General features: G+C 67.9%; 22 protein-coding genes. 14 read left to right on the top strand and 8 right to left on the bottom strand.

The window, feature by feature from the left end; genetic code table 11:
* Positions 1-34: 34 nt before the first annotated feature.
* A complete protein-coding gene (locus tag CRP27_RS08925) occupies positions 35-1,303 on the top strand; it encodes an MFS transporter (RefSeq protein ID WP_255257502.1) in 1,269 nt (422 codons plus the stop codon).
* A gap of 40 nt (positions 1,304-1,343) precedes the next feature.
* Positions 1,344-3,821, top strand: coding sequence for a glycoside hydrolase family 3 C-terminal domain-containing protein (locus CRP27_RS08920; protein ID WP_255257513.1), 2,478 nt, complete (start codon positions 1,344-1,346; stop codon positions 3,819-3,821).
* 433 nt (positions 3,822-4,254) lie between these two features.
* On the opposite strand, the gene CRP27_RS08915 is transcribed toward CRP27_RS08920, so the two are convergent.
* Positions 4,255-5,289, bottom strand: a complete 1,035-nt coding sequence (locus CRP27_RS08915) for an LLM class flavin-dependent oxidoreductase (protein WP_097180283.1) — start codon at positions 5,287-5,289, stop codon at positions 4,255-4,257.
* 131 nt (positions 5,290-5,420) lie between these two features.
* Between CRP27_RS08915 and CRP27_RS08910 the strand changes: the two genes are divergently transcribed.
* The 3 genes from CRP27_RS08910 (at position 5,421) to CRP27_RS08900 (ending at position 8,789) form a co-directional block, all read left to right on the top strand.
* A complete protein-coding gene (locus CRP27_RS08910) occupies positions 5,421-7,976 on the top strand; it encodes an RNA helicase (RefSeq protein WP_097180282.1) in 2,556 nt (851 codons plus the stop codon).
* A complete protein-coding gene (locus tag CRP27_RS08905) occupies positions 7,976-8,470 on the top strand; it encodes an N-acetyltransferase (protein ID WP_097180281.1) in 495 nt (164 codons plus the stop codon). The genes CRP27_RS08910 and CRP27_RS08905 overlap by 1 nt, the downstream gene beginning before the upstream one ends.
* Before the next feature lie 67 nt (positions 8,471-8,537).
* Positions 8,538-8,789, top strand: a complete 252-nt coding sequence (locus tag CRP27_RS08900; protein ID WP_079237130.1) for a DUF6458 family protein — start codon at positions 8,538-8,540, stop codon at positions 8,787-8,789.
* A 16-nt stretch (positions 8,790-8,805) separates the two neighbouring features.
* Here CRP27_RS08900 and CRP27_RS08895 read toward each other — a convergent pair whose 3' ends face one another.
* Both CRP27_RS08895 and CRP27_RS08890 read right to left on the bottom strand, forming a co-directional pair.
* On the bottom strand, positions 8,806-9,327 hold the full coding sequence (locus CRP27_RS08895) for a ribonuclease H (RefSeq protein WP_097180280.1): 522 nt from the start codon (positions 9,325-9,327) through the stop codon (positions 8,806-8,808).
* 65 nt (positions 9,328-9,392) lie between these two features.
* Positions 9,393-10,241, bottom strand: a complete 849-nt coding sequence (locus CRP27_RS08890) for a hypothetical protein (protein WP_097180279.1) — start codon at positions 10,239-10,241, stop codon at positions 9,393-9,395.
* 105 nt (positions 10,242-10,346) lie between these two features.
* Between CRP27_RS08890 and CRP27_RS08885 the strand changes: the two genes are divergently transcribed.
* Positions 10,347-10,685: a hypothetical protein gene (locus CRP27_RS08885; RefSeq protein WP_097180278.1), complete on the top strand. Its 339-nt coding sequence runs from the start codon at positions 10,347-10,349 to the stop codon at positions 10,683-10,685.
* On the opposite strand, the gene CRP27_RS08880 is transcribed toward CRP27_RS08885, so the two are convergent.
* The 3 genes from CRP27_RS08880 to CRP27_RS08870 form a co-directional block, all read right to left on the bottom strand.
* Positions 10,682-11,254, bottom strand: coding sequence for a hypothetical protein (locus tag CRP27_RS08880; protein ID WP_097180277.1), 573 nt, complete (start codon positions 11,252-11,254; stop codon positions 10,682-10,684). The two genes, CRP27_RS08885 and CRP27_RS08880, sit on opposite strands and share 4 nt — an antisense overlap.
* The gene (locus CRP27_RS08875) at positions 11,251-12,069 is read right to left on the bottom strand and encodes an aldo/keto reductase (RefSeq protein ID WP_097180276.1); all 819 of its coding nucleotides are present in this window, start codon (positions 12,067-12,069) and stop codon (positions 11,251-11,253) included. Before CRP27_RS08875 ends, CRP27_RS08880 begins: the two co-directional genes overlap by 4 nt.
* A 338-nt stretch (positions 12,070-12,407) precedes the next feature.
* Entirely contained in the window at positions 12,408-13,613 is a 1,206-nt protein-coding gene (locus CRP27_RS08870) for an MFS transporter (protein ID WP_097180275.1), read from the bottom strand.
* Between the two features lie 412 nt (positions 13,614-14,025).
* On the opposite strand from CRP27_RS08870, the gene nrdH reads away from it, so the two are divergent.
* From nrdH to CRP27_RS08830, 8 genes are all read left to right on the top strand, one after another.
* Positions 14,026-14,259, top strand: coding sequence for a glutaredoxin-like protein NrdH (nrdH, locus tag CRP27_RS08865; RefSeq protein ID WP_017886897.1), 234 nt, complete (start codon positions 14,026-14,028; stop codon positions 14,257-14,259).
* 112 nt (positions 14,260-14,371) lie between these two features.
* Positions 14,372-14,788: a class Ib ribonucleoside-diphosphate reductase assembly flavoprotein NrdI gene (gene nrdI / locus CRP27_RS08860; RefSeq protein WP_079237123.1), complete on the top strand. Its 417-nt coding sequence runs from the start codon at positions 14,372-14,374 to the stop codon at positions 14,786-14,788.
* A 17-nt stretch (positions 14,789-14,805) separates the two neighbouring features.
* Entirely contained in the window at positions 14,806-16,911 is a 2,106-nt protein-coding gene (gene nrdE, locus CRP27_RS08855) for a class 1b ribonucleoside-diphosphate reductase subunit alpha (protein ID WP_079237122.1), read from the top strand.
* A 111-nt stretch (positions 16,912-17,022) separates the two neighbouring features.
* Positions 17,023-17,997 (top strand): class 1b ribonucleoside-diphosphate reductase subunit beta, encoded by a 975-nt coding sequence (gene nrdF, locus CRP27_RS08850; RefSeq protein ID WP_079237121.1) that lies wholly within the window; start codon positions 17,023-17,025, stop codon positions 17,995-17,997.
* 239 nt (positions 17,998-18,236) lie between these two features.
* The gene (locus CRP27_RS17975) at positions 18,237-20,339 is read left to right on the top strand and encodes a hypothetical protein (RefSeq protein ID WP_141399721.1); all 2,103 of its coding nucleotides are present in this window, start codon (positions 18,237-18,239) and stop codon (positions 20,337-20,339) included.
* Between the two features lie 556 nt (positions 20,340-20,895).
* Positions 20,896-21,645, top strand: coding sequence for a hypothetical protein (locus CRP27_RS08840; protein WP_097180273.1), 750 nt, complete (start codon positions 20,896-20,898; stop codon positions 21,643-21,645).
* A gap of 31 nt (positions 21,646-21,676) precedes the next feature.
* Positions 21,677-21,916: a PLD nuclease N-terminal domain-containing protein gene (locus tag CRP27_RS08835; protein WP_097180272.1), complete on the top strand. Its 240-nt coding sequence runs from the start codon at positions 21,677-21,679 to the stop codon at positions 21,914-21,916.
* A 102-nt stretch (positions 21,917-22,018) separates the two neighbouring features.
* Positions 22,019-22,855, top strand: a complete 837-nt coding sequence (locus CRP27_RS08830) for a serine hydrolase (protein WP_176505529.1) — start codon at positions 22,019-22,021, stop codon at positions 22,853-22,855.
* Here CRP27_RS08830 and CRP27_RS08825 read toward each other — a convergent pair.
* Entirely contained in the window at positions 22,833-23,750 is a 918-nt protein-coding gene (locus tag CRP27_RS08825; RefSeq protein WP_255257501.1) for a phosphotransferase family protein, read from the bottom strand. The genes CRP27_RS08830 and CRP27_RS08825 overlap by 23 nt on opposite strands.
* Positions 23,747-24,745, bottom strand: a complete 999-nt coding sequence (locus tag CRP27_RS08820; protein WP_176505528.1) for a LacI family DNA-binding transcriptional regulator — start codon at positions 24,743-24,745, stop codon at positions 23,747-23,749. The genes CRP27_RS08825 and CRP27_RS08820 overlap by 4 nt, the downstream gene beginning before the upstream one ends.
* Between the last annotated feature and the right edge of the window lie 88 nt (positions 24,746-24,833).

Here is a 24,833-nt window from a genome sequence, read left to right as displayed (position 1 = left end):
ACCGACGACGGTGGCGTACCCGATGGAGGTTGCAGTGGCCAACGACGCCCTGACCGTTTCCGACACCCCGACCGCAGTCGCGCCCACGCGCGGTCGAGGTGCGCCGCTCATGTACACGCTCGGCATGCCGATCGCGATGTTCGGTCTGTTCATCGCGCTGCTGCCGCCGGTGCTCGTCGCCATGGCGCTCAAGGTCGCCGAGATCGCGCCGGACAACCAGGCGGGCGTGCTCGGCCTGGCGCTCGGGATCGGCGCGTTCGCAGCGATGGTCGCCAACCCCCTGGCCGGTCGCTTCAGCGACCGGACGGCCGGGAGGCTCGGCATGCGTCGTCCGTGGATCATCGGTGGCACCGTGGTCGGGTTCGCGGCCCTCGTGGTCGTCGCGACGACGTCGTCCACCGTCGTGCTCGTGATCGGCTGGGGTGTCGCGCAGATCGCCTACAACGCCACGATCGCGGCGCTCACCGCCGTCATGCCGGACCACGTCACGCGCTCGCAGCGCGGTCGGGTCGCGGCGCTGCTCGGCCTCGCGCAGAACCTCGCCCTGGTGGGCGGCACGTTCCTCGTGCAGCTCTTCTCGACCTCGGCGACGCAGATGATCGTCCCCGGGGCCATCGGGTCGATCGTCGTCGTGATCTACGCGCTCGTCTTCCGTGACCGCGTCCTGACGAACCGTCCGAGCTCGCGTCTGGGCATCGGGCAGCTGTTCGGCTCGTTCGTCTTCAACCCCGTGAAGCACCCGGACCTCGGCTGGGCCTGGCTGACCCGCTTCATGATGGTCGCCGCGCAGTACACGGCGGTCAGCTACCTCACCTACTTCCTGCGCGACGACATCGGCGTGAACGCGTCGAACCTCGCGAACGCCGTGTTCCAGGGCACGCTGTGGAACGTCGTCGGCATCGTCCTGACCTCGCTCGTCGCCGGCTGGCTGTCGGACAGGCTCGGACGCCGCAAGCTCTTCGTCGCGGTCGCCGGCATCGTCGGGGTCGTCGGTCTCGTGCTCATCGCACTCGCTCCGTCGCTCGGCATGGTCCTGGTCGGCGAGTTCGTCATGGGCGCCGGCATGGGCGTGTTCTACGCGGTCGACCTCGCGCTCATCACCGACGTACTGCCCTCGGACCAGGACAACGCGAAGGACCTCGGCGTGGTGAACATCGCGCAGGCCCTGCCGCAGTCGATCGTCCCGGCCGCCGCCCCCGGTGTGATCGCCCTGACCGGCGGCTACAGCGGCTTCTTCATCACCGGTGCCGTCGTCGGCCTGCTCGGCATCGCCTCGGTGTCCCGCATCCGCGGCGTGCGCTGACGCCCGTCGACCCACGAAAGGACTGATCACCGTGACTGATCTGCAGACCGCGAGCACCCCCTCCGGTCCGCTGGCGGAGCGCATCGACGCGCTCCTGGAGCAGCTGACCACCGAGGAGAAGGTGCAGCTGCTCACCGGGCGTGACTTCTGGACCACCTGGCCGATCGAGAAGATCGGGCTGCGACGCATCCTGATGTCCGACGGCCCCTCAGGGGTCCGTGGCGAGGTCTGGGACGAGCGCGACCCGTCGCTGAACCTGCCGTCCGCGACCGCCCTGTCGGCGTCGTGGGACCGTGCGATCGCGAAGCGCTACGGCGCCGCCGCGGCCGTCGAGGCCCGCCGCAAGGGCGTCGACGTCGTGCTCGGCCCGACCATCAACCTGCACCGCTCGCCCCTCGGCGGCCGGCACTTCGAGGCGTTCAGCGAGGACCCGGTGCTCACCGGCGACCTGGCGGCGTCGTACGTCGAGGGCGTGCAGGAGAACGGCGTCGCCGCGACGCCGAAGCACTACATCGCGAACGACTACGAGACCGACCGCTTCACCGCGTCGACGGAGGTCTCCGACCGGGCGCTCCGGGAGCTGTACCTGCTCGCGTTCGAGAAGGCCGTGACCGAGGCGCACGCCTGGGCGGTCATGTCGTCCTACAACTCGATCAACGGCGTCACCGCGTCCGAGAACGAGCTGCTCGAGACGCCGCTGAACTCCGAGTGGGGCTTCGACGGCATCGTCGTCTCCGACTGGACCGGCGTGCGGTCGGTCGACTCGGCGAAGGCGTCGCAGGACGTCGCGATGCCCGGTCCGAACCAGTGGTGGAGCGAGGGGCCGCTGCTCGCCGCCGTGCAGTCCGGTGACGTCCCCGAGGCCGCGATCGACCGGAAGGTCCGCCGCATCCTCACCCTCGCCGCCCGTGTGGGCGCACTCGAGGGCTTCGAGCCCGTGGCCGCGCAGCCGGTGCACGTCGAGGACGGCGTCGCGTTCGTCCGCGAGGCCGAGGCCGAGGGTACCGTCCTCGTCCGCAACACCGGTGTGCTGCCGCTCGACGCCCACGCGGTGTCGCGCATCGCCGTGATCGGCCACAACGCCGACCAGGCCCGCACCCAGGGCGGCGGATCGGCCACGGTCGTGCCGTCGCAGGTCGTCTCGCCGCTGGACGGGATCCGCTCGGCGTTCCCGGGTGCCACGGTCGACCACGCGATCGGCGCGGTCGTGCAGGAGGGCATCGCCGAGTTCCCGCTGTCCACCATCACGAACCCCGCGACCGGCGAGCCCGGTGCCCGCGTCGCGTTCGTCAAGGACGGCGAGGAGCTGTACGTCGAGGACCGCCGTGCCACCGCGCTGTTCTGGTTCGGCGGCGACGCCCCGACGCGCGAGGCCGACCGGCTCGACATCACGACGACGTACACGGCGCCCACGACCGGCACGGTCCGGATCGGCATCGGTGCGGCCGGCCGCTCCCGCATGTGGATCGACGGCGAGCTCCTGCTCGACGAGGACGTCCCCTTCGAGGGCGACCAGCTCGGTGCGGCGTTCCTCAACCCGCCGGCGCGTTCCGTCCCGGTGTCCGTGACGGCGGGCCAGCAGGTCGCGATCCGCATCGAGTACGACGTCATCCAGGACGAGACCCTCGGCGGGGTGCTCGCGTACCAGTTCGGCACCGAGCCGTCCGACGAGGACCCGTCGGTCCTCATCGACGCCGCCGTCGCGACGGCCACCGGCGCGGACGTCGCCGTGGTCGTGGTCGGTACGAACTCCAAGGTCGAGTCCGAGGGGTACGACCGCAGCTCGCTCGCGCTCCCCGGACGTCAGGACGACCTCGTCCGTGCGGTCGCCGCGGCCAACCCGAACACGATCGTGGTCGTGAACGCGGGGTCGCCGGTGGAGATGCCGTGGCGGAACGACGTCGCAGCGGTCCTGCTCACCTGGTTCGGCGGGCAGGAGTACGGCAACGCGGTCGCCGACGTGCTCACGGGTGCGACGGAGCCGGGCGGACGCCTGCCCACCACCTGGCCGGCGACGATGGCCGACGTCCCCGTGCTCGACGTCACCCCGGTCGACGGGAAGGTGTCCTACGACGAGGGCGTGCACATCGGCTACCGGGCCTGGCTCCGCGCCGGCACCGAGCCGGCGTACCCGTTCGGCCACGGCCTCGGGTACACGACCTGGACGATCGGCGGCGTCACCGCGACGCCGACGGTCCGCGAGGGCGACGCGGTGATCGTGACTGCGACCGTCGCCAACACCGGCGACCGGGCCGGCAAGCACGTCGTGCAGGTCTACGCCTCGCGGGAGTCCTCGGCGGTCGACCGTCCGGTGCGCTGGCTCGTCGGGTTCGCGCCCGTCCGGATCGGTGCAGGCGAGTCGACCGAGGTGTCGATCGAGGTCCCCGCCCGGGCGTTCGCGCACTGGGTCGGCGAGCACCGGGATGGCGCCTGGGCCTACGAGTCCGGCGCCTTCACGCTGCACGTCGGCGCATCGGTCACGGCCGAATCCGGCACCGTTCGGGTCGAAGTGCACTGAAGTCGTCCGGTTTCCGCGCTCTTGCGATGTTCATTCAGTAACATCGATCTGCGCCAGGCGGCTGGTTACCGTCGGCGCGCGCACCGAGACGGGGTCGCCATGTGAGCGACACGGCCTCCTGATCCGGCCGATGGAGCCCTGGCTACCCTGGTGCGTCCAGAATGCGTCCCCGCGTCCGCGCGGGGGCGCATTCGTGCTTCGGGGTCAACCGGTTGACCCCGATTGATCGTTTTTGCTCGCTCGAACAAACTGCTGACAATGTGTCAGCAAATCGGTCCACAATCCGCGATTGCGTGTGACAAACCGCACGGTAGGTGGAACGATGAGTGCACCATCCCGTACGGATCAGGGACGAGATGGTCATCCGGCCGGGCTCCCGGGAGCCTCACCATCTCCCGTCGCGGGCCCGCCGGATGCCCTGTTCGGTTGGTGGTCAGCGGGCCTCGCGCACCGCCGGGGCGATCTCCTCGGCCACGATGCGCAGGATGCGTTCGTGGGACGCCGCGTCGCCGTTCGCGGGCAGGGTGATCACGAGTTCGTCCGTCGCCGTCACAGCGGGATCGGCCAGCAGGGCGTCCACGATGGCCGCGGGCTCGCCGGACAGCACGCTGCTGAACCGGAACGGCGGCGTCCCCGACAGCGGGCGCCCCTCGTCGTCCATGCCGCTCGCGTACCCGGTGAGGAACTCCTCGTGCACGGCGCGGTCGTGGTCGTCGAGGAGCGGCACGACGATGCGGCCGACGGCGACCCTCGGCGTGCGGTCGGTGTGTTCACCAGCGCCGTGCAGCTCGGCGAACCGGTCGCGGTAGGCCGCGATCTGGGCCGCCTGGGCCTCGGCGAACGGCGCGCCGGTGTCCTCGGTGTTGAGCGTCGAGCAGTGCAGCAGCAGGCCCTTCTCGGCCGTCCGGACCGCCGTGGCCATGCTGCCGCCGCCCCACCACACACGGTCGCGGAGGCCCGGGCTGAGCGGCTGCAGCGTCAGGTCGGCGCCGGCCGGGATGCTCTCGTAGCCCTTCCCGGCGCTGCCGAGCGGGTCGCCGTCGAGGACCTCGAGCAGCCGCGCCGCGCGGGCTTCGGCCTCGTCGCGGAAACTCCGCTCCGAGCCGCCGAACACGGGGTCGAGGATCGGCCCGTACCCGGCGATGCCCGTGCTGATGCCGAGCTGCACCCGGCCGCCGCTGAGGAGGTCGACCGTGCTGGCGTCCTCGGCGAGGCGCACCGGGTCCTCGTAGCGCATGCCGAGCACGGCCGTGCCGAACCCGATCGTGCGCGTGCGCTGGGCCGCCGCTGCGAAGAAGGTCATGGGGCTGGTCAGGAAGGGTTCGAAGTGGCGTCCACGCACCCAGCCCGTCCCGTAGCCGAGTGCCTCGGCGGTCTCGAACAGGCGGAGCCCGTCCTCGAGGGCGGCGGCCGCACCTGCGGTGCCGCCGTGGTTCGGGACGAAGGAGAGGAAGCCGAGTTCGCGCACGACGCGAGTCTATGCGCACGCATCGAGATACGTCCTGGTGGTGCGGAGACGCCGGACTGGAGGCGCGGGTCGGGCCCGCACCGCGCCTCCAGTCCGTGGGGTGGTCACCGTCCACCTGGGAGGATGGACCCATGACGGACGTCACCACGCTCCCACCGCTCGTCGCGGCACTGCCGGCCGCCGACGGCGGCGCCGTCGACCCCGACGAGGTCTACGAGGCCTTCGCCGCGTGGGCCGCCGAGGGTGGGCGCCCGCTCTACCCGGCGCAGGACGAAGCCGTCATCGAACTCGTGTCCGGCGCGAACGTCGTCCTCAGCACGCCCACCGGCACCGGCAAGTCGCTCGTCGCCGCCGGCGCGCACTTCGCCGCGCTCGCCGAGGGCAAGCGCAGCTACTACACGGCGCCGATCAAGGCGCTCGTCTCGGAGAAGTTCTTCCAGCTCGTCGAACTGTTCGGCGCGCAGAACGTGGGCATGGTCACGGGCGACTCGAGCGTCAACGCCGACGCCCCGATCGTGTGCTGCACCGCCGAGATCCTCGCGAACCTCGCACTGCGGCAGGGACCGGACGCCGACGTCGACGTCGTGGTGATGGACGAGTTCCACTACTACGGCGACCCCGATCGCGGGTGGGCCTGGCAGGTGCCGCTGCTCGTGCTCGAGCGCGCACAGTTCCTGCTCATGTCCGCGACCCTCGGCGACGTCACCACGATCGCCGACGACCTGTCCCGGCGGACCGGACGCCCCACCGCTCGGGTGACCGGTGTCTCCCGACCTGTGCCGCTCGAGTACGAGTACGTCATGACGCCCGTGCAGGAGACCGTCGAGCGGCTGCTGGAGGAGGGCAAGGCGCCGATCTACATCGTGCACTTCGCGCAGGCCGCGGCACTCGAACGGGCGCAGGCGTTGATGTCCGCTCGCGTCGCATCACGCGAACGTCGCGACGAGATCGCGGAAGCGATCGCGGGTTTCCGGTTCAGCGCCGGGTTCGGGCAGACCCTGTCCCGCCTCATCCGTGCCGGCATCGGCGTCCACCACGCCGGCATGCTGCCGAAGTACCGACGGCTCGTCGAGCAGCTCGCCCAGCGCGGACTGTTGCCGGTGATCTGCGGCACGGACACCCTGGGCGTCGGGATCAACGTGCCGATCCGCTCGGTGCTGCTCACCGGCCTGACGAAGTTCGACGGCACGAAGATGCGGCAGCTGTCCGCCCGTGAGTTCCACCAGATCGCCGGTCGCGCCGGGCGGGCCGGGTACGACACCGAGGGTGACGTCGTGGCCGAGGCGCCCGAGCACGACATCGAGAACGCGCGGTCGCTCGCCAAGGCCGGTGACGACCCGAAGAAGAAGAACAAGGTCAAGCGGAAGAAGGCGCCCGAGGGGTTCGTCTCGTGGGGACAGGCGTCGTTCGAGCGGCTCATCGCGGCCGAGCCCGAGCCGATGGTCTCGCGGATGCGGATCACGCACGCGATGGTGCTCTCGGTCGTCGCGCGCGGCGGCTCGGCGTTCGAGTCCGTCCGGTCGCTCGTCTTCGACAACCACGAACCCCGGGCACGGCAACTCGCGATGGCCCGGCGGGCCCTGACCATCGCACGCACGCTCATCAACGCGCGGGTGATCGAGAAGGTCGACGGTGAGTACCGGTTGACCGTCGACATCGCGCCGAACTTCGCGCTCAACCAGCCGCTGTCGCCGTTCGCGCTCGCCGCGTTCGAGTTGCTCGACCCGTCATCGCCCACCTACGCGCTCGACATGGTGTCCATCGTCGAGGCCACCCTCGACGACCCGCGGGCCATCCTCGCGCAGCAGCAGTTCAAGGAGCGTGGCGAGGCCGTCGCCCGGATGAAGCAGGAGGGCATCGAGTACGACGAGCGGATGGAGCTGCTCGAGGAGGTCACCTGGCCCAAGCCGCTGGACGAGCTCCTGACGGCCGCCTACGAGGCCTACGCCGCCGAGCAGCCGTGGGTCCTCGACTTCGCGCTCTCGCCCAAGGCCGTCGTGCGCGACGTGTACGAGCGGGCGATGACCTTCGGCGACTTCGTGCGGTTCTACCAGCTCACCCGATCCGAGGGGCTCGTCCTCCGCTACCTGTCGGACGCCTACCGGACCATGCGGCAGACGATCGCCGACGAGCAGCGCACCCCGGAGCTCGACGACCTGATCGAGTGGCTCGGCGAGGTCGTCAAGCAGACCGACTCCTCGCTCGTCGACGAGTGGGAGGCACTGCTGAACGGAGACGTCCTGCTCGCGTCGGAGGAGCACGAGGAGATCGCGCCGCCGCAGCCCTCGCGGCTCACGGGGAACCCTCGGGCCTTCCGGGTGCTCGTGCGCAACGCCCTGTTCCAGCGGGTGCTGCTCGCGGCGGCGGACGACGTCGCCGGACTCGCTGCGCTGGACGGGGCCGCGGGCTTCGGTGAGGACGCGTGGGACGCCGTGCTCGAGGAGTACTACGAGGCGCACGACGAGGTCGGGACGGATGCCGACGCGCGGTCGATGCAGTACCTGGTCCTGTCCGAACAGGGACGGACATGGCGGGCGCGGCAGATCTTCGCCGACCCGGCCGGCGACAAGGACTTCGGGTTCTCGGCGACGATCGACCTCGACGCGTCGGACGAAGCCGGCGAGGCCGTCGTGCGGGTCACCGAGATCGGGCGGTTCGACGGGTGGGCCGAGGTGGACGTCGACTGATGCCGGCCGTGGTGCGCGAGCTCGGCGGGGCCTCGGCGGACGGTGACGTCGCCGCCCTGCAGGACCTGCTCGAGTCGGTGCCGGACGGGTTCGACCCGGCGGGGAAGGCCGGGCTCGGGTTGTGGGAGGGTGAGCGGCTCGTGGCGTTCGCGGACGTGCTGCTCGGGTACCCGGTGCCGTCCACGGCGTACATCGGGCTGCTGGTCGTCCGAGGGGGCGAGCAGGGCCGGGGGCTCGGGCGGGCGATGCACGAAGCGGTCGTCGAGCGGGTACGGGCGGCGTCCGAGGGCTCGCGCACGGGGCACTCGGACGTGGAGCGCTTGCCTGTGGAGCGCGTGCCTGTGGAGCGTCTGCGCCTCGGGGTCGTCGCGACGAACGCGTCGGTGGCGGAGCCGTTCTGGCGCGCGCTGGGGTACGAGCCGACGGGGGAGGAGCAGCCGTACCGGTACGACCACCTCGTCAGCACGGTCGCGCTCTGGGAACGGCCGCTCTGACGAACGGGTACGTTCGACGCCAGTCCCGGGCCGATCGGTCCGCGACCAGGATCGAGAGGACACCATCGTGCGCATCGGATCGAGCATCGCCCTGATCGTCGTCGGCGCCATCGTGGCGTTCGCCCTGAACATCCAGCTCGCGGGTGTCGACCTGCGGCTGATCGGCTACATCCTCATGGCAGCGGGCGTGGTCCTGCTCGTCATCAGCCTCGCGGTGGCGTTCGGCGGACGTCGCACGACGACCACGACGCGGAGCGGGGTCGACCCGGCGTCCGGGGAGCAGATCACGCGTCAGGATCGTCGCGACGGCACCTACTGAGCGCCGCGCGGCTGCATCAGAACAGGGTCGCGGGCGGGGTCGCCTCGGGCAGCGCGGCCGGCTCGGTGACCTCGACCCCGGGCCACCCCGGGCCGTGCGGCACCTCGGTGCCCTGCTGGTAGGCGGTCGCGGCACCGCGGGCGCGGACGTCCGCTGCCTCGTTCATCTCGTGGCCGACGTGTCCGCGGACCCACTCGAACGTGACCGTGCGCCCCTGGAGCTCGGCGTCGAGCTCCTTGATGATCTCGACGTTCATGACCGGCTTGCCGTCGGCCTTCCGCCAGCCCTTCCGCTTCCACCCCGCGAGCCACTCGGTGCAGGCCTTGATGGCGTACTGGCTGTCGCAGAGGATGTGCAGCGCTTCGCCGGTGTCCTTCGTGGCCCGGAGCAGCTGGAGCACGGCGGTGAGCTCGCCCTGGTTGTTCGTGGCGTTCGGCCAACCCCCGGCGGCCCAGCGGTCGTCGTCGACGTACCAGGCCCAGCCGGCGGGGCCGGGGTTGCCGAGGGCTGAGCCGTCTGCTGCGGCGACGATCGTCACGGTGGGACCTCCTGCGTGTGGCGAGTGCTGGTCAACCGTAACGGACGGCACCGACCCCGCGGTGCTCAGCGCGTGGCGGGGTCCAGGTTGAGGATCGTGTCCTCGTAGATCCAGCCGTTGTCCCGCACCTTCATCGTGGGGTTGAGCCAGCGGAGCTCTGCCATCGTGATGCCGAAGCGCTCCGCCACGGTGGACTGTTCGTCACCGTGGGCGACCTGGTACGTCGACGGCGTGCCCCCGTCGGAGAGGACCTTGCCGTCCTTGCCGAACACGTAGCCGTACGCGCCGGGGCGGTCCTTGCCGACGGTCACGTGGACGTCCGGGAACGGGGCGGGGATCTTCCAGGGCAGGGCCCCGACCGCCAGGACGGATCCCACCCACGGGCGATCGGAGTCGTTACCGGAGGCGGACGGAGCGGGGACGAGCACCACGTAGCGCAGCCAGTCCGGGTACGCCCCAGCCGTCCGCAGGGTCACGCTCGTCGGGACGGGAGCATCCCCGCCCCAGGTCGCCTGACCCACGGCAGCGTTGTCCCAGTAGTCGCCGTACTTCGCCGTGCGACGGAACTCGACCGTCATCGGCTGCGGTTCCGTCGTCCGGTAGCCCGAGAACTGCGCCTCGAACGTGCCGTCGTCGTCGGCGACGACCCGGACGTGCATGCTGGTGTCCCCGCTCTTCGACACCGCGTCGGCCTCGGCGACGACGGTACCCGCGGGGACGACCTGCTTCGACGTGACGTGCTCGGTGTCGAGCGTCCCGTCCGGCTGCGGCGTCTGACCCGTGGCGTCCTCACCGGCCTGCCGGGTCGGCTTCGGGACGCTGTCGTCCCCGCCGAACACCGTGCAGCCGGTGAGCAGCAGCCCCGTCAGTACCGTGCCGATGACCGCCGTCGTCGCGGCGCGTGTTCCTCGCATCGTTCCCCCTCGCCGAGATCGTAACGGGGACTCGCAGAGCGGACGGCCGTCGTGACCGAACCGGTACTCGGGAACCACGGACTACCGTCCGGCGCAGGAGGCACCATGCGTGACGACACCCCCGACGTACCCGGCCCGGAACAGTCCGACGACCGAGCCCGCAGTGACGAACTGCGCGATGCCGCGCGCCACGACGGGGCCGGCGGCGTGGACGACCGCGAGCAACGAGCGGCCGACACGTCGTACAGCCCGTCGAGCGAGCGGGAGACCGTCGCGTCGCAGACCCAGCAGCGGGACCGGTCGGACCTCGAGGCCGACGGCATCGACCCGTCGCGGGTCGTCGCGGCACCGGGCACGGGTGGCGCGGACGACGCCGGTGACGTCGAACCGGAGCCCGGCGACCTGCTCCTGCCGTGGCAGTCCGAGGAGGACCGCGAGGGCTAGCCTGACGCCCGGTCGAGTTCCCGGACGAGCTCGTCTCCGTCGCGCACGTCCCAGAACGCGAACACCTGCGGCCCGAAGAGTCCGTCGAGTCCGGTGTTCGCGTAGATGCGGGTGGCGGCAGCGCCGCCGAACAGCGCCGTCACACCGTGGGGATCCCCGTTGTTCCACTCGACGGAGCAGTGCCGACGTCCCCGGTCCCACGTCGTCGTCCGATCGGTCCTGCCGACCGGGACGTCCCGTGTGCCCCGAGGCGTGATGATCAGCGCCCGACGATCGGTGACGGCGTACACGGTGGTGCGCTTGCGGTGGGCCTTCACGAGGAACCGACCGAACACCAGGTGCAGGCCCACGATCGACAGCACGACCGGGATCACCACGGCGACGCCGAGCGTGCCCTGGCGGAGGCTCTCGACCAACCCGAAGCCCACGAACCCCGCCCAGAAGAGGGAGAACGGCACCAGGAAGGCGTCTCGGCCGGAGAACAGCTTCCCCGGATCGCTGACGCCCGCCCAGTACAGGTGCTCGTCCGCACGGAGCTGCTGCCGTGCGGTCTGCTGCGGGTCGATCACGACACCGAGTCCGGGTGCGACCCCGTCCGCTGCCCCGACTCGAGCGACGCGATCGCCGCCAGGTCGTCCTCGCTCAGCACGAACCCGTCGACGTCGAGGTTCGACCGGATGCGCGACGGCGTCACCGACTTCGGCAGCACCACCACCCCCTGCTGCACGTTCCACCGCACGAGCACCTGCGCGACGCTCACCCCGTGGGCGTCCGCGATGCCCGTGAGCACCGGTTCCTCGATGAGTCGACCGCGTCCGAGCGGCGACCACGCACCCGTCACGATGCCGTGCTGCTCGTGGAACGCGATGAGTTCGCGCTGCGGCAGCCACGGGTGCCGCTCGACCTGGTTGAGCGCCGGGACCTCGCCGGTCTCGCCGATGATCCGCTCGAGGTGCGGCACCTGGAAGTTCGAGACGCCGACACTGCGTGCCCGGCCCGACTCCCGCAGTTCGACGAGTGCCCGCCAGGTCTCGACGTAGCGGTCGTTCGCCGCGGCCGGCCAGTGGATGAGGTAGAGGTCGACCGCGTCGAGCCCCAGCCGCTCGAGACTGCCGTCGAACGCCCGCAGGGTCGCGTCGCGCCCCTGGTGGTCGTTCCACACCTTGGTCGTCACGAAGACGTCGTCACGGTCCGTCATGGAGGCACGGATCGCCTTCCCGACGCCTGTCTCGTTGCCGTACATCTCGGCTGTGTCGACGTGCCGGTAGCCGGCGTCGAGCGCGAGACCGACGGCCGTCTCGGCTTCGGTGTCGTCGACCTTGTAGACGCCGAAGCCGATCGCGGGGATCGACGCGCCGTCGCGGAGGGGGACTGAGGTGACCATGCACCCATCCTGCCGATCGTGGCGGGCGCGCGCCGTGCCTCCAAGCCGGTTGTGGAGAATGCGCGCTGCCTGTTCTTTCCCACATCGGCCGCGGTGGAGAGCGGAATCGGGCGTACCTGGTGGAAACTTCCGGGCAGGTACGCCCGAACGTGGCAGGTACGCCCGGAACGCCCGGGCGCAGGGGTGCGCGGGGGCCGAGTCCGGGGCCGCGCCGAGGTCTCGTGGCCGCTTCTTCCCATGACGGACGGGATGGGAAGCGGAATCGGGCGTACCTGGTGGAAACTTCCGGGCAGCTACGCCCGAACGTGGCAGGTACGCACGGAACGGCCCGACCGGGATCAGGTGGGGATGATCACCGGCTCGGTGTCGGGGATGGGGCTCGCGTCGCGACCGCGCAGGTCGGGGAGCCACCGCTTCGTCACGAGGGGCAGGACGACCCCGACGGCGGCCATCACGGCACTGACCATCATGCCGCCCGACGCACCGTGGCTGTCGATGAGGAAGCCCGCGACCGCCGAACCGCCCGCAGCCCCGATGAGCTGGCCGGTGCCCATCCAGCCGTAGGCCTCTGCCGTGTCGGAGAACTTCACCGTCGCGGACACCGATCCGAACATGACGGCGAGGGCCGGGGCGATGCCCGCACCCGCGATCACGAGGGCGATGCAGAGCCACCAGAAGTTCGTGCCGCCGACGGCCAGGGCGAGCCCCACGAACACGATCGACATGCGCGTCCACAGCGTGTTCCGCGAGATCGGACGGTGACCGAGCGTGAGGCCGCCGATGAGCGAACCGACCGCGAAGACGGCCAGGACGATGCCGGCGTTCGGGCTGCCCTCGCCGAAGACGCTCGTGACGCTCGCCTCGACCGCGGCGCACGCCCCGATGAGGAGGAGCCCGGTCAGAGTGGCCACGACGACGGACGGCCGCTTCAGCACGACGCCGAACGCGCGCTTGGAGCGGGGGATGCGGACCCGGCCGAGTTCGGGGGAGGCGATGAACCAGGTGCCACCGACGACCAGGAACACCATCGCCAGGACGATCGCCTGCACGGTGCCGATCTGCGTCGCGACGAACGTGGTGATGACCGGGCCGGCGACCCAGATCAGCTCCTGCGCACTCGCGTCGAGGGAGAAGAGGGGAGTGAGCTGCGACGAGGTCACCATCTTGGGGTAGATGGTGCGCACGGCGGGCTGCACGGGCGGGACCGCGAGGCCGCCGATGAACCCGACGACCACGTACCCCCACAGCGGCATGACCACGAAGGCGATCACGCCCATGCTCGCGAGTGCGACCAGGCTCGTCAGGACGAGGACCGGGCGCATGCCCCAGCTGCCCATCCACCGACTGGTGAGCGGTCCCGCGAGCGCCTGCCCCACACTCGTGGTCGCGAGCACGAGACCGGCGGCGCCGTACGAGTGGAAGACGTGCTCGACGTGCAGCAGGTAGGCCAGCGACAGCATCCCGAACGGGAAGCGTGCGGTGAGCTGCGCAGCGATGACACGACCCACGCCAGGGGTCTTCAGGAGGGGGCCGTACGTGCTCACGACACGAGTGTACGGACCGGACGGCAGGGGGTGTCACCCGTCCGGGGGAGGTGTGGACGGCGGTCCGCTCGCGAGGCATCCGCGACACGCCGACGCGCTGATTCCACACATGTGGATCGAACCTGTCCACGGGTGTGGGGAAGTGTCGGTGGTGCGCCGGAGAATGGCGGAATCACGGGCTTCTCCGAGCTGTTCACACTGTGGAGGAGCTTGTGGAGAACTACATGGCTGTAACACTTCCTCTTGTGGTCGGTGACTCCGCCAGCCACTAGATGTAGTGTGGAGCCATCGCAGCGGCCCCTCCCGGAACCTGCTGCACAGTGCCTGCAACACCGGGTGCCTGCAACACCCGGCGCCGGTACCAGCACCACCTTCACAGCCAGCACCAACCAGCAAGAAACCAGGGGAGAACATGGCCGTCACCGTCTACACCAAGCCGTCCTGCGTCCAGTGCACCGCGACGTACCGGGCCCTCGACAACAAGGGCATCGAGTACGAAGTGCACGACGTCTCCACGGACGAGGCCGCGCTCGAGCACGTCAAGAGCCTCGGCTACATGCAGGCCCCCGTCGTCGTCACCGACGACGACCACTGGTCGGGCTTCCGCCCCGACAAGATCGCGACGCTCAGCGCCGAACTGGCGTAGTCGTCTCCCGTCCTGTGGACGGTCACCCCGGACCCGCTCAGGAGGCCCGGATCACCGCCCACAGGACACCCTCCGGTCCGCCTGTTCCGCACCTTCACCACAGGAGCGCACCTTGAGCCGATTGGTCTACTTCTCGAGCGTGTCCGGGTACACCGCACGCTTCGTCGAGAAGCTCGGCCGTGACGCGGACCGGATCCCGCTCTACCCGAGCGAACCCTTCCTCCACGTGGACGAGCCCTACGTGCTGTTCCTGCCCACCTACGGCGGCGGCAACGGCGAGGGCGCGGTCCCCAAGCAGGTCATCAAGTTCCTCAACGACGCGCACAACCGCTCGCTCATCCGCGGTGTGGTCGTCGGCGGCAACACGAACTTCGGTGAGGCCTACGGCCTCGCGGGGGACGTCATCGCACAGAAGTGCAACGTCCCCGTTCTCTACAGATTCGAACTCTTCGGGACCCCTGACGACGTGTCGGCGGTCAACTCAGGATTGGATGCATTTTGGACGCAGCAGTTGCAGACGTCGATCTGACGTCGCCGCAGACGGGGATGGACTACCACTCCCTCAACGCGATGCTCAACCTCTACGACGCGGACGGGAACATCCAGTTCGACAAGGATCGTGAGGCCGCCAAGCAGTTCTTCCTGCAGCACGTCAACCAGAACACCGTCTTCTTCCACAACCTGAAGGAGCGGCTCGACTACCTGGTCGAGAACGAGTACTACGAGCGCGAGACGATCGACATGTACTCGCTCGAGTTCATCCAGAAGCTCAACGACCTGGCGTACTCGAAGAAGTTCCGGTTCCAGACGTTCCTCGGCGCGTTCAAGTACTACACGAGCTACACGCTCAAGACGTTCGACGGCAAGCGCTACCTCGAGCGCTTCGAGGACCGCGTCGTGATGACCGCCCTCGGCCTGGCGCAGGGCAACGAGCAGCTCGCGATCGACCTCGTCGAGGAGATCGTCGCCGGCCGCTTCCAGCCCGCGACCCCGACGTTCCTCAACACCGCGAAGGCCCAGCGCGGCGAGCTCGTCTCCTGCTTCCTCCTCCGCATCGAGGACAACATGGAGTCGATCTCGCGCGGCATCAACTCCTCGCTGCAGCTCTCGAAGCGCGGCGGCGGCGTGGCCCTGCTCCTCTCCAACATCCGCGAGGCCGGCGCCCCCATCAAGCAGATCGAGAACCAGTCCTCTGGAATCATCCCCGTGATGAAGCTGCTGGAAGACTCCTTCTCCTACGCGAACCAGCTCGGTGCGCGTCAGGGTGCCGGTGCCGTCTACCTGTCGGCGCACCACCCCGACATCATGCGGTTCCTCGACACCAAGCGTGAGAACGCCGACGAGAAGATCCGCATCAAGACGCTGTCGCTCGGCGTCGTCGTGCCGGACATCACGTTCGAGCTCGCGAAGAACAACGAGGACATGTACCTGTTCTCGCCGTACGACGTCGAGAAGGTCTACGGCGTCCCGTTCGGCGACGTCCCGATCTCCGAGAACTACCGCGCGATGGTCGACGACCCGCGCATCAAGAAGACGAAGATCAAGGCGCGTGACTTCTTCACGACGATCGCCGAGATCCAGTTCGAGTCTGGTTACCCGTACATCGTGTTCGAGGACACGGTGAACAAGGCCAACCCGATCAAGGGTCGGATCAACATGTCCAACCTGTGCTCGGAGATCCTGCAGGTCAACACGCCGACCACGTTCAACGAGGACCTCTCCTACAAGGAGATCGGCAAGGACATCTCCTGCAACCTCGGCTCGCTGAACATCGCGCTGACGATGGACTCGCCGGACTTCGGTCGCACCATCGAGACCGCCATCCGCGGCCTCACCTCGGTGTCGCAGATGTCGCACATCTCGTCGGTCCGCTCCGTCGAGGACGGCAACGACAAGTCGCACGCCATCGGCCTCGGCCAGATGAACCTGCACGGCTACCTCGCTCGTGAGCGCGTGTACTACGGCTCCGAAGAGGGCATCGACTTCACGAACATCTACTTCTACACGGTGCTGTTCCACGCCCTTCGCGCGTCGAACAAGATCGCGATCGAGACCGGCGAGACCTTCGACGGCTTCCGCGACTCGAAGTACGCGTCGGGTGAGTTCTTCGACAAGTACACCGACCAGGCCTGGACGCCGGCGACCGACCGCGTGCGCGACCTCTTCGCGAACGCGAACATCGCCATCCCGACGCAGGAGGACTGGGCCGCGCTGAAGGCCTCCGTCCAGGAGCACGGCATCTACAACCAGAACCTGCAGGCCGTCCCGCCGACCGGTTCGATCTCGTACATCAACCACTCCACGTCGTCGATCCACCCGATCGCGTCGAAGATCGAGATCCGCAAGGAAGGCAAGCTCGGTCGCGTCTACTACCCGGCGCCGTTCATGACGAACGACAACCTGGACTACTACCAGGACGCGTACGAGATCGGCCCGGAGAAGATCATCGACACGTACGCCGCGGCGACGCAGCACGTGGACCAGGGCCTGTCGCTCACGCTGTTCTTCAAGGACACCGCGACCACGCGCGACATCAACAAGGCGCAGATCTACGCATGGCGCAAGGGCATCAAGACGATCTACTACATCCGTCTGCGCCAGCTCGCGCTCGAGGGCACCGAGGTCGAGGGCTGCGTCAGCTGCATGCTGTGAGCCTTTTGCTCTGATTGCTTGCGCAATCATCCTTGGCCTGGAGGCGCGGTGCCAGCCCGCACCGCGCCTCCAGGCCGTCACCTAGTCACCATCTCTACGAAGGAACGTGCGTTGGTCGAGAAGCTGAAGCTCATCGATTCGGTCCAGGCCATCAACTGGAACCGCATCCAGGACGACAAGGACGTCGAGGTCTGGAACCGCCTCGTCAACAACTTCTGGCTGCCCGAGAAGGTGCCGCTGTCGAACGACGTGCAGTCGTGGAACACACTCACGCCGGCCGAGCAGAAGCTGACCATGCGCGTCTTCACCGGCCTGACGCTCCTGGACACCATCCAGGGCACCGTCGGCGCCGTGTCGCTCATCCCCGACGCGATCACCCCGCACGAAGAAGCCGTCTACACGAACATCGCGTTCATGGAGTCGGTGCACGCCAAGAGCTACTCGTCGATCTTCTCGACCCTCGCGTCGACGCCCGAGATCGACGAGGCCTTCCGCTGGTCCGAGGAGAACCCGAACCTGCAGAAGAAGGCCCAGATCGTCATGGACTACTACCAGGGCGACCAGCCGCTGAAGCGCAAGGTCGCTTCGACGCTGCTCGAGTCGTTCCTGTTCTACTCCGGCTTCTACCTGCCGATGCACTGGTCGTCGCGGGCGAAGCTCACGAACACCGCCGACCTCATCCGCCTCATCATCCGCGACGAAGCCGTCCACGGGTACTACATCGGGTACAAGTACCAGAAGGGGCTCGAGCAGCTCGGCCAGGCGGAGCGCGACGAACTGAAGGACTACACGTTCTCGCTGCTGTTCGAGCTGTACGAGAACGAGGTGCAGTACACGCAGGACCTCTACGACGAGGTCGGTCTGACCGAGGACGTCAAGAAGTTCCTGCACTACAACGCCAACAAGGCGCTGATGAACCTGGGCTACGAGCCGATGTTCCCGAAGAACATCACGGACGTGAACCCGGCGATCCTCTCCGCCCTGTCGCCGAACGCTGACGAGAACCACGACTTCTTCTCGGGGTCGGGGTCGTCGTACGTGATCGGCAAGGCTGTGAACACTGAGGACGAGGACTGGGACTTCTGATCCCGGAGTGAATCCTTAGAACGCCCCGCTGGCTTCGGCTGGCGGGGCGTTCTGCGCGACCGGACGCGTTCGCGTTGGGGCCCTCATCGCGGAGCGGTTCGGACGGGCCGTGAGAGACGAGCAGGACCTAGCATGCGGCGAAGCGTTGGTGCGGCCGCAGGACGACCGGCCTCCGGACATGGGCCGTCGCAGACGGGAACAAAACTCGCACTAAACTGAACACAACGTGAGGAGTAATCGTGTCAAGTGAGCGGTTGGAAAGCGCCGTAAGTGAACGTGGTCGGGAGATGCTCGGCGCTGCCTACACGCTACTGAGCTCTGAGCGCGTGGCGGACGAAGATGAGCTCATCATCTCGACCTGTATCGAGACATTGGCGGGCGGTCCTGCGTCGACGGCCGCGCTCCTGGAAGAAGTCAATGGGGTTTGGCCCGGTGCCCGCATCACCGCCCCGCGTCTTTCGCAATCACTCGAGAATGGAGTCGCAGCGGGCATTCTGATCCGGGTCGACACGCTCACTGGACAGGATTGGGGTCTCACGCGAGCCGGGCATGACGAGGCGTCGATGAGCGCGTCTTGGTACGACGACGCTCTCAAGCGCCTTTCCGAGCAGGTGCAAGAAAGGGCCGCAGACGATTTTGGGTCTTTACGCCCAGAAACTGCTTTGCTGTGGGCCGAGCGTTTGATTGAGGTCTTCACCGGCACCATCAGTAAGATACCGGAAATATATTCGGGCGAGCTGTCGAGAGCAGGTGCCGGGCGCATTCGCCCCGTTTCGATCGACGGAGCGGAGATTTTGCGACGCATTGTGGAGCACAATTTCGAGCCGGGGGTCTGCGACTTCCTTCAAGCGTGTGCGCTCGCGGCTATCGACGAGGGTGATCCGTTCGGGAATGAAGTTGTGAGCTACATTGCCACAAGTTGCGTTCTACATTCCGTCATTGCGGGCCGAAGTCGCATGCATGATGCTGATCGCGCTTCGCTGGAGAATCAACGACTGCTACTCGATACGAACGTCCTGCTGGCATTTCTGGGGCCGTCTCGGAACTCGGCTCATGTTGAGGGTGCACTGCATCTTGCCGTTCAAGCTGGAATGGAAGTCATCGTCCCCACCCATGTACTCGACGAACTCGCCGACGTCATCGAACGCGTCGAGCGTGAAAGCGTCCCGGGAATGCTTCAGTCGGTCCAATCAGGCATCAGCGCAAAAATCTACGCGCGCACAGTCGACGAACAGGTTCTGGAATACTTCCTGGACGCCGCTGAGGAAAGAAAGTATAGCACCTGGGAGCAGTTCGCTCGTAGGGCGTCGAGGCTCACATCTGAGCTTAGCTCCATTGGAGTACAGATAAGGGACCACGGGAACTTTGAGCGGGAACAGGTTACTCGCATCGAAAGTGCATTGAAAAAAGAGATTGAGCGCGCGGGCGGTGGCAGAGGCGCTAAGGCTATGGAACGAGACGCCGAAAGCATTGCGATGGTGTGGCGGTCTAGGCTCCAGCGTGGAGATAGTTCGATGTGGCCTGGCGGATGGATTGTAACGAATGATCGTCGCCTGGGCCGTACATTCCAGGAGGTACAAACTACCGACCTCGAGCCTATCGTTCTCACTCCAGCACAGCTTGCCACACTCCTGATTGAGGCTGCTCCGGCGCCCGAGGTCAATGAACTTGTCGAAGCGGCTGCTTCGTTCGCTCGGCAGGATGCCTTTCTGCGGGTTTCTGTGCGGTATCCGCCAGATACTGCTCTATCACTCGCGAGGTCGCTTTCAGAATCTCCGACCTCCGAAACAGACCGCCGCATGGTCCAGCTCACAGTGACCGACATGCTCGATGGGCTTCAAGGGACTCAGCCGAATGGCGAGTCCGTTGCTGGTGCTGTTGTGGCCAAGCGTGCCCGCCGCATGGCGGATGCCAACGCGTCGCAGAAGAAGGAATTGGACAGCGAGCGGTCGAGGAATGAAGCGAAGGTGCAGGAGTCGGCCCTGCAGGCCGAAGGTGCCAAGGTCGCCGCGCAAGCCGCGCAGCGAAATCACCTAGCTGCAGCGAAAGAGCGTGATGAGTTGCAGGCCGAGCTCGATGCGATGAATAGGGAAGGTGCAGATAGAGCTATATTGGCGCGTCGAAAGACCGTGCGCGCCGTTCTATTAACCCTCATCATTGCATCAATCGCTCTTTTTGTCGTCCTAGGTGCGTGGGGGCTGGCAGCAGGAACGTTTGTTGGTGGCCTGATTTTCCTGAAGTTTGCTCACGACTGGGTGTCGGATGTATCGGCAAGGGGGCATTTGCTGCTCATCGCGCTCGTGCCAGAACTTCTCGGGCTCTTCGACCTGGGCGGGCGTTGAGTCGCATCGCAAGAAGCGAGTCGGCATCGTTCCAAGGGGTCGTCACCTATCGCACGAGCGGAGATCGCGCTTGCGGTGATTAGCATTCGGAAGCTCTGCCGCCGGCGGTACCAGCGTCTGCCCGCCTTCCCGAAGCTGCACCTTCCGCCGTGACGAAGCCGAGCGACGGGCCTGCACGCCGCAGTGCTCCTATGTGATTGGGATGCTGCCCCGCGACCTGCACGGTGCCATTCGCCCTCGTGGGGGAGCCGTCGCTGACCTCGGCCGCGTCCTCAACGAGTTTCGTGCGGCTGGCTCGTCGTAAGCACGGCCGTGCCTGCTATTGCTATCACCACGCGCGTCGCGTGATTGCTAAGTCGTCCGACTCTAACGCAGGAGTGCGCCGAGGGCTGCACAGCGGTCCTTCGGATCGCGGCGCGGAGGGTTGCTCGCACGCGACACGCCCGGCCTCAGATTGAAGTTGATGATGTGATGTATGAGATGGTTGGCTCATCTGGTCAGCAACGCCGCTGACCACGGATACCGGCACCGATGCCGGAGAACGAGGGGACCACTCATGAATCAGTCAACGCGCAGCCGGATCGTCTCGATCGGCGCGGCATGCGCTGTCGTTGCCACGTCTGTCATCGTTGCGGCGCCGGCCAATGCGTCGGCCACGACGCCTGCCGCGGGGGACATCGCCACACCGACGACGCCGTCTGCGGTGTTGTCGGCCATTCGTGCCGAGCTCGTTGCCGCGGGTGAAGCCGCGGACGTCGAGGCCTTCGATCAGCTGGATTCTGGTCAGCGTGGTGAACTCACGTCGTACTTCCTCGACCCGGCTGTGGCCTCAGCGGTGTCGGCTGACTCGACGGAGAGCGTGCTCGGGCCGACGACGGTCCGCACGAGTGGAGACTTCGAGTGGGGGGAGGTGGAACCGGGCGCAGGCGTGCCGGATCAGGATGGAAACGCGGCAGCGATCAGGGCTGCCTCGCGATCGTCGTGGGGCACCCAGTGGTTCGCCTTCGCTGGGATCAGACTGAGTGAGACGAAGGTGTCCATGTCATACGAGTACAGCGGCACCACTGCGAAGAAGATGCTTGGCTACTCGTGCACGGTCGTCAGGAACATTCAGCCGTTCACCCAGGTGACGACGTCGAAGAACAGCGGCTACGTCAGTGGAGGTCAGGCGACCGCGAAGTGCAAGGTCGTTGTGCGGCGAGGCGTGCCGACGCCGTGGGGAACAATCGCTTGGAGCACCTACTCCGCGATCCAGCGCCTCAGCGCGAAGGGCAACGGCGCGGTCACCTACAACCGCTGGGAATGAAGAAATCACCTGCAGGACCAAGGAGTAGAGCATGAATCCACTTGTTCCCTCAGCGCTCGATGGAGTGCTGACGATCGGCTCACTCGTCGCCCTGATCCTGGCCCTGGTCGCTTTGATCTCGGTCCTCCGCGCCACGTTTCCCTCAGGGTGGCGACAGCTCGCATGGGCGCTCGTAGTTCTCGTCGTCCCGTACATCGGGCCGTTGGCCTGGTTCGTCGCCCGTCGCCGCGAACGGTCGCTCGAGCTTGGACACGGTGTCGACGGCTCGTGAATGTCATGTGAGTCGCCGTGACCATTGACTCCGTTGAGGCCCCGAGAAGACCGAGGGGCCTCAACGGCGCTCAGCGTTACCCTCGCAGGGAAGGACGATGTGGTGCGCGATCTACGGAAGACGCCGGGACACCGGCGCGCGAGCATCCGGACGAGTGGGGTTCGGCGCGTCGTTCGGGGCGCCCGCGGTTCTTACTCGACCGGCTCCCTCGTCGAGTGGGGCAGCATCACGAAGGGCCTCGTCGGCACCACGGTCTGCCTAACACTCGACGTCGACCGTCCCGTCGCGGACTTTCTCCCGCAGGTCCCCGACGCGCGCATCACGATCGCTGACCTCGTCCACCACACCTCGGGACTTACTCGACTCCCGAGTGGCATGGGCGACAACCCGCTCGGCGACCCCTACCGCGCCACGGTCGGCCAACCACTCGACCACGCGGCGATGGTCCCGGTCACGCCTCGCGGCGAGTACGTCTACTCAAACCTCGGCTACGCGCTCCTCGGCGAGATCCTCGACCACGTGCACGGCGACTGGTTCGGAGCTGTCCGCGAGCACGTCCTCGAGCCGGCGGGCATCCGCACGGCGACGACCGACCCCGATCCGGACCGGCGTGTACTTCCGAAGGTGATCTTCGGGAAGACCATCACGCCGTGGGCGCTGTCCGGCTCGCCGTATGCCGCAGCGGGTGGCGTGTGGTCGACCTTCGAGGACCTCTGTCGCTACGCCGAGTGGGCCCTCGCGGACGATGCTCCGGCCGCACGGCGAGTGAGCTGGCAGTGCGAGGGAGCGACGACCTGGATCAACGGCGAGGTGCGAGCGGCCGGCGCGGTGATAGCAGAAGCCAGCGGAGTCACCGCCGTCGTCCACGCCCTCGCGAAACCACCTCACGCTGCCGACAAGATCGCCGCCGCCCTCGTCAAGCAGGACCTGACCCGCTGACCGTCCGCCGGATCCGCCCCTCCGCCACCGCTCGCACCCTCGCATCCGGATGGTGCCCGAAGATCGCCAACTCCACCCACAGGTCGTAGAACGCGAGCCGCGAACCAAGGGACGGCCGCGCGAACAACGATGGGTACGCCTCCTCCAACCACCCCCGCACCGGAGCCAGCGACGCCACATCGAGCCCCCGCGACGACGGCGTCGGTGGGAACTCCTCCGGCCGCGCGCACCACCGCAGGATCGTGTCGAGCTCGACGTCCGCCGGCTGCGCCACGGCCTCGGCGAAGTCGATCAACCCCGTGACCCGTCCGTCGTCGACCATGATGTTCGACCCGTGCAGATCTCCGTGGACGAGCACGTGCTGATCGGCGTCGAACAGCGGCAAGTGTGAGGAAACCCAAGAATGGACAGAAGCGGACGATCCGGCATCCTCGACGAGGGACATCGCCGCACCAACGACCGGCGGGTGGTACGCCGGCCACGCCCCTCCGGCCAGGGCCCCGTGAAGCCACGGCGGCATCAGCCCAGCGGGAGCCGACACCTGATGGAGTGCGCGCAACGCCTCCCCGAGTGAGTGGATGATCGACCGACGCTCGGCGACCGAGGCGGTCGGCCACGCATCGTGCAGTGTCCGCCCGGGCAGCCGGGAGGACACGTACCAGGCACCCTCCGCCGTGGTCCCGTGCGCGATGTGCCGAGCGTTCGGCACTTCCGTCCCCTCGAGCAGCGCCACGACGGACGCCTCGTGCTCGTAGGCGCTCGACGCCGACGCATCGCCCATCCGCACGACGAAGTCGTGTCCCACCCACGCCCGACTGACCCATCCACCCTTCGCCTCGTAGTGCCCATCGACCGGCAGACCAGCAGCAGCGAGCACGCCATCGATCGAGATCACGTCGACTGCCGCGGCACGAGGAAGCACTCCGCCGTCCGGACCCCACCCTCGACGACCTCCCCGGCGATCTTCCGCATGAGCAGGTCAGCCGCTTGTCGCCCGACCTCGCGCAGGTTGAGGTCGACCGACGTGATCGAGGGTCGCGCCGCATCGGTGATGACGCTCCAGTTGTCGACCCCGACGACCCCGACCTGCGTCGGCACCGCGATCCCCGCTTCGCGCAGGCAGTCGACGACGCCCCGGGCGATCTGGTCGCTCGTGCAGAACACCCCGTCGAACTCGGTGCCGAGCAGTCGCGTGGCGGCTTCGTACCCCCACCGCTCGCTCCACTCGCCGTACAGGGCGTCGCCACCGGCGAGAGTGGCCCCCGCGGCGGCGATCGCGCGCTTCGCGCTCTCGACACGGTGCGAGCTTGCAGTGTGCCGCCGCGCGCCCGAGATGACCGCGATGGAACGACGGCCGGAGCCGATCAGGTGGTCGATGGCGCGTGCGGCGCCGGCTTCGTCGCCCGGCACGATCGAGACGTCGGACGGGTCGAGGGACGGCGAGAGCGCGTAGACCGCGGGCACCCCGAGCAGTCCGGTGATCGAGGGCCGCGGGTCGCTGGAGCGACCGGTCACGACGATGCCGTCGACGCGCTGGTTCAGGAACGTCTGCACGTAGTGCGCCTCGCGGATGGGGTCGCCACGGCTCTCGGCGAGCAGCATCGACACCTCGCCCGGCCCGAAGGTGTCCTCGGCCCCGGTGAGGATCGGGATGGTGAACCGTCCGTAGGCGTCGGTGGAGAGCACCCCGACCAGGAAGGACCGGCCTGGAGGCGCGGCTCGCGTCTCGGCGCGCACGCTCAGTCCCAGCTCGGTCGCCGCTGCAGCGACGCGTTGCCGCGTCCCCTCGGCGATCTGCCCGCGGCCGTTGAGGACCTTGGAGACCGTGCCGACGGAGACGCCGGTCTGGGCGGCGACGTCGGCGAGCGTCACCTCACGGCGGTTGACCACGGCGTCCTCCTTGCGATGCGAGCGTACGGCACTCGGCAAACATTGCCGCATCGCGATTAGGACGTCAAGCATTGACACGGCTTTCGTC

The sequence above is a fragment of the Curtobacterium sp. 314Chir4.1 genome, from assembly GCF_900215175.1.
Classification (GTDB): domain Bacteria; phylum Actinomycetota; class Actinomycetes; order Actinomycetales; family Microbacteriaceae; genus Curtobacterium; species Curtobacterium pusillum_A.
The sequence above is the reverse complement of the archived record's forward strand: the minus strand, read 5'-3'. Positions and strand labels throughout refer to the sequence as shown.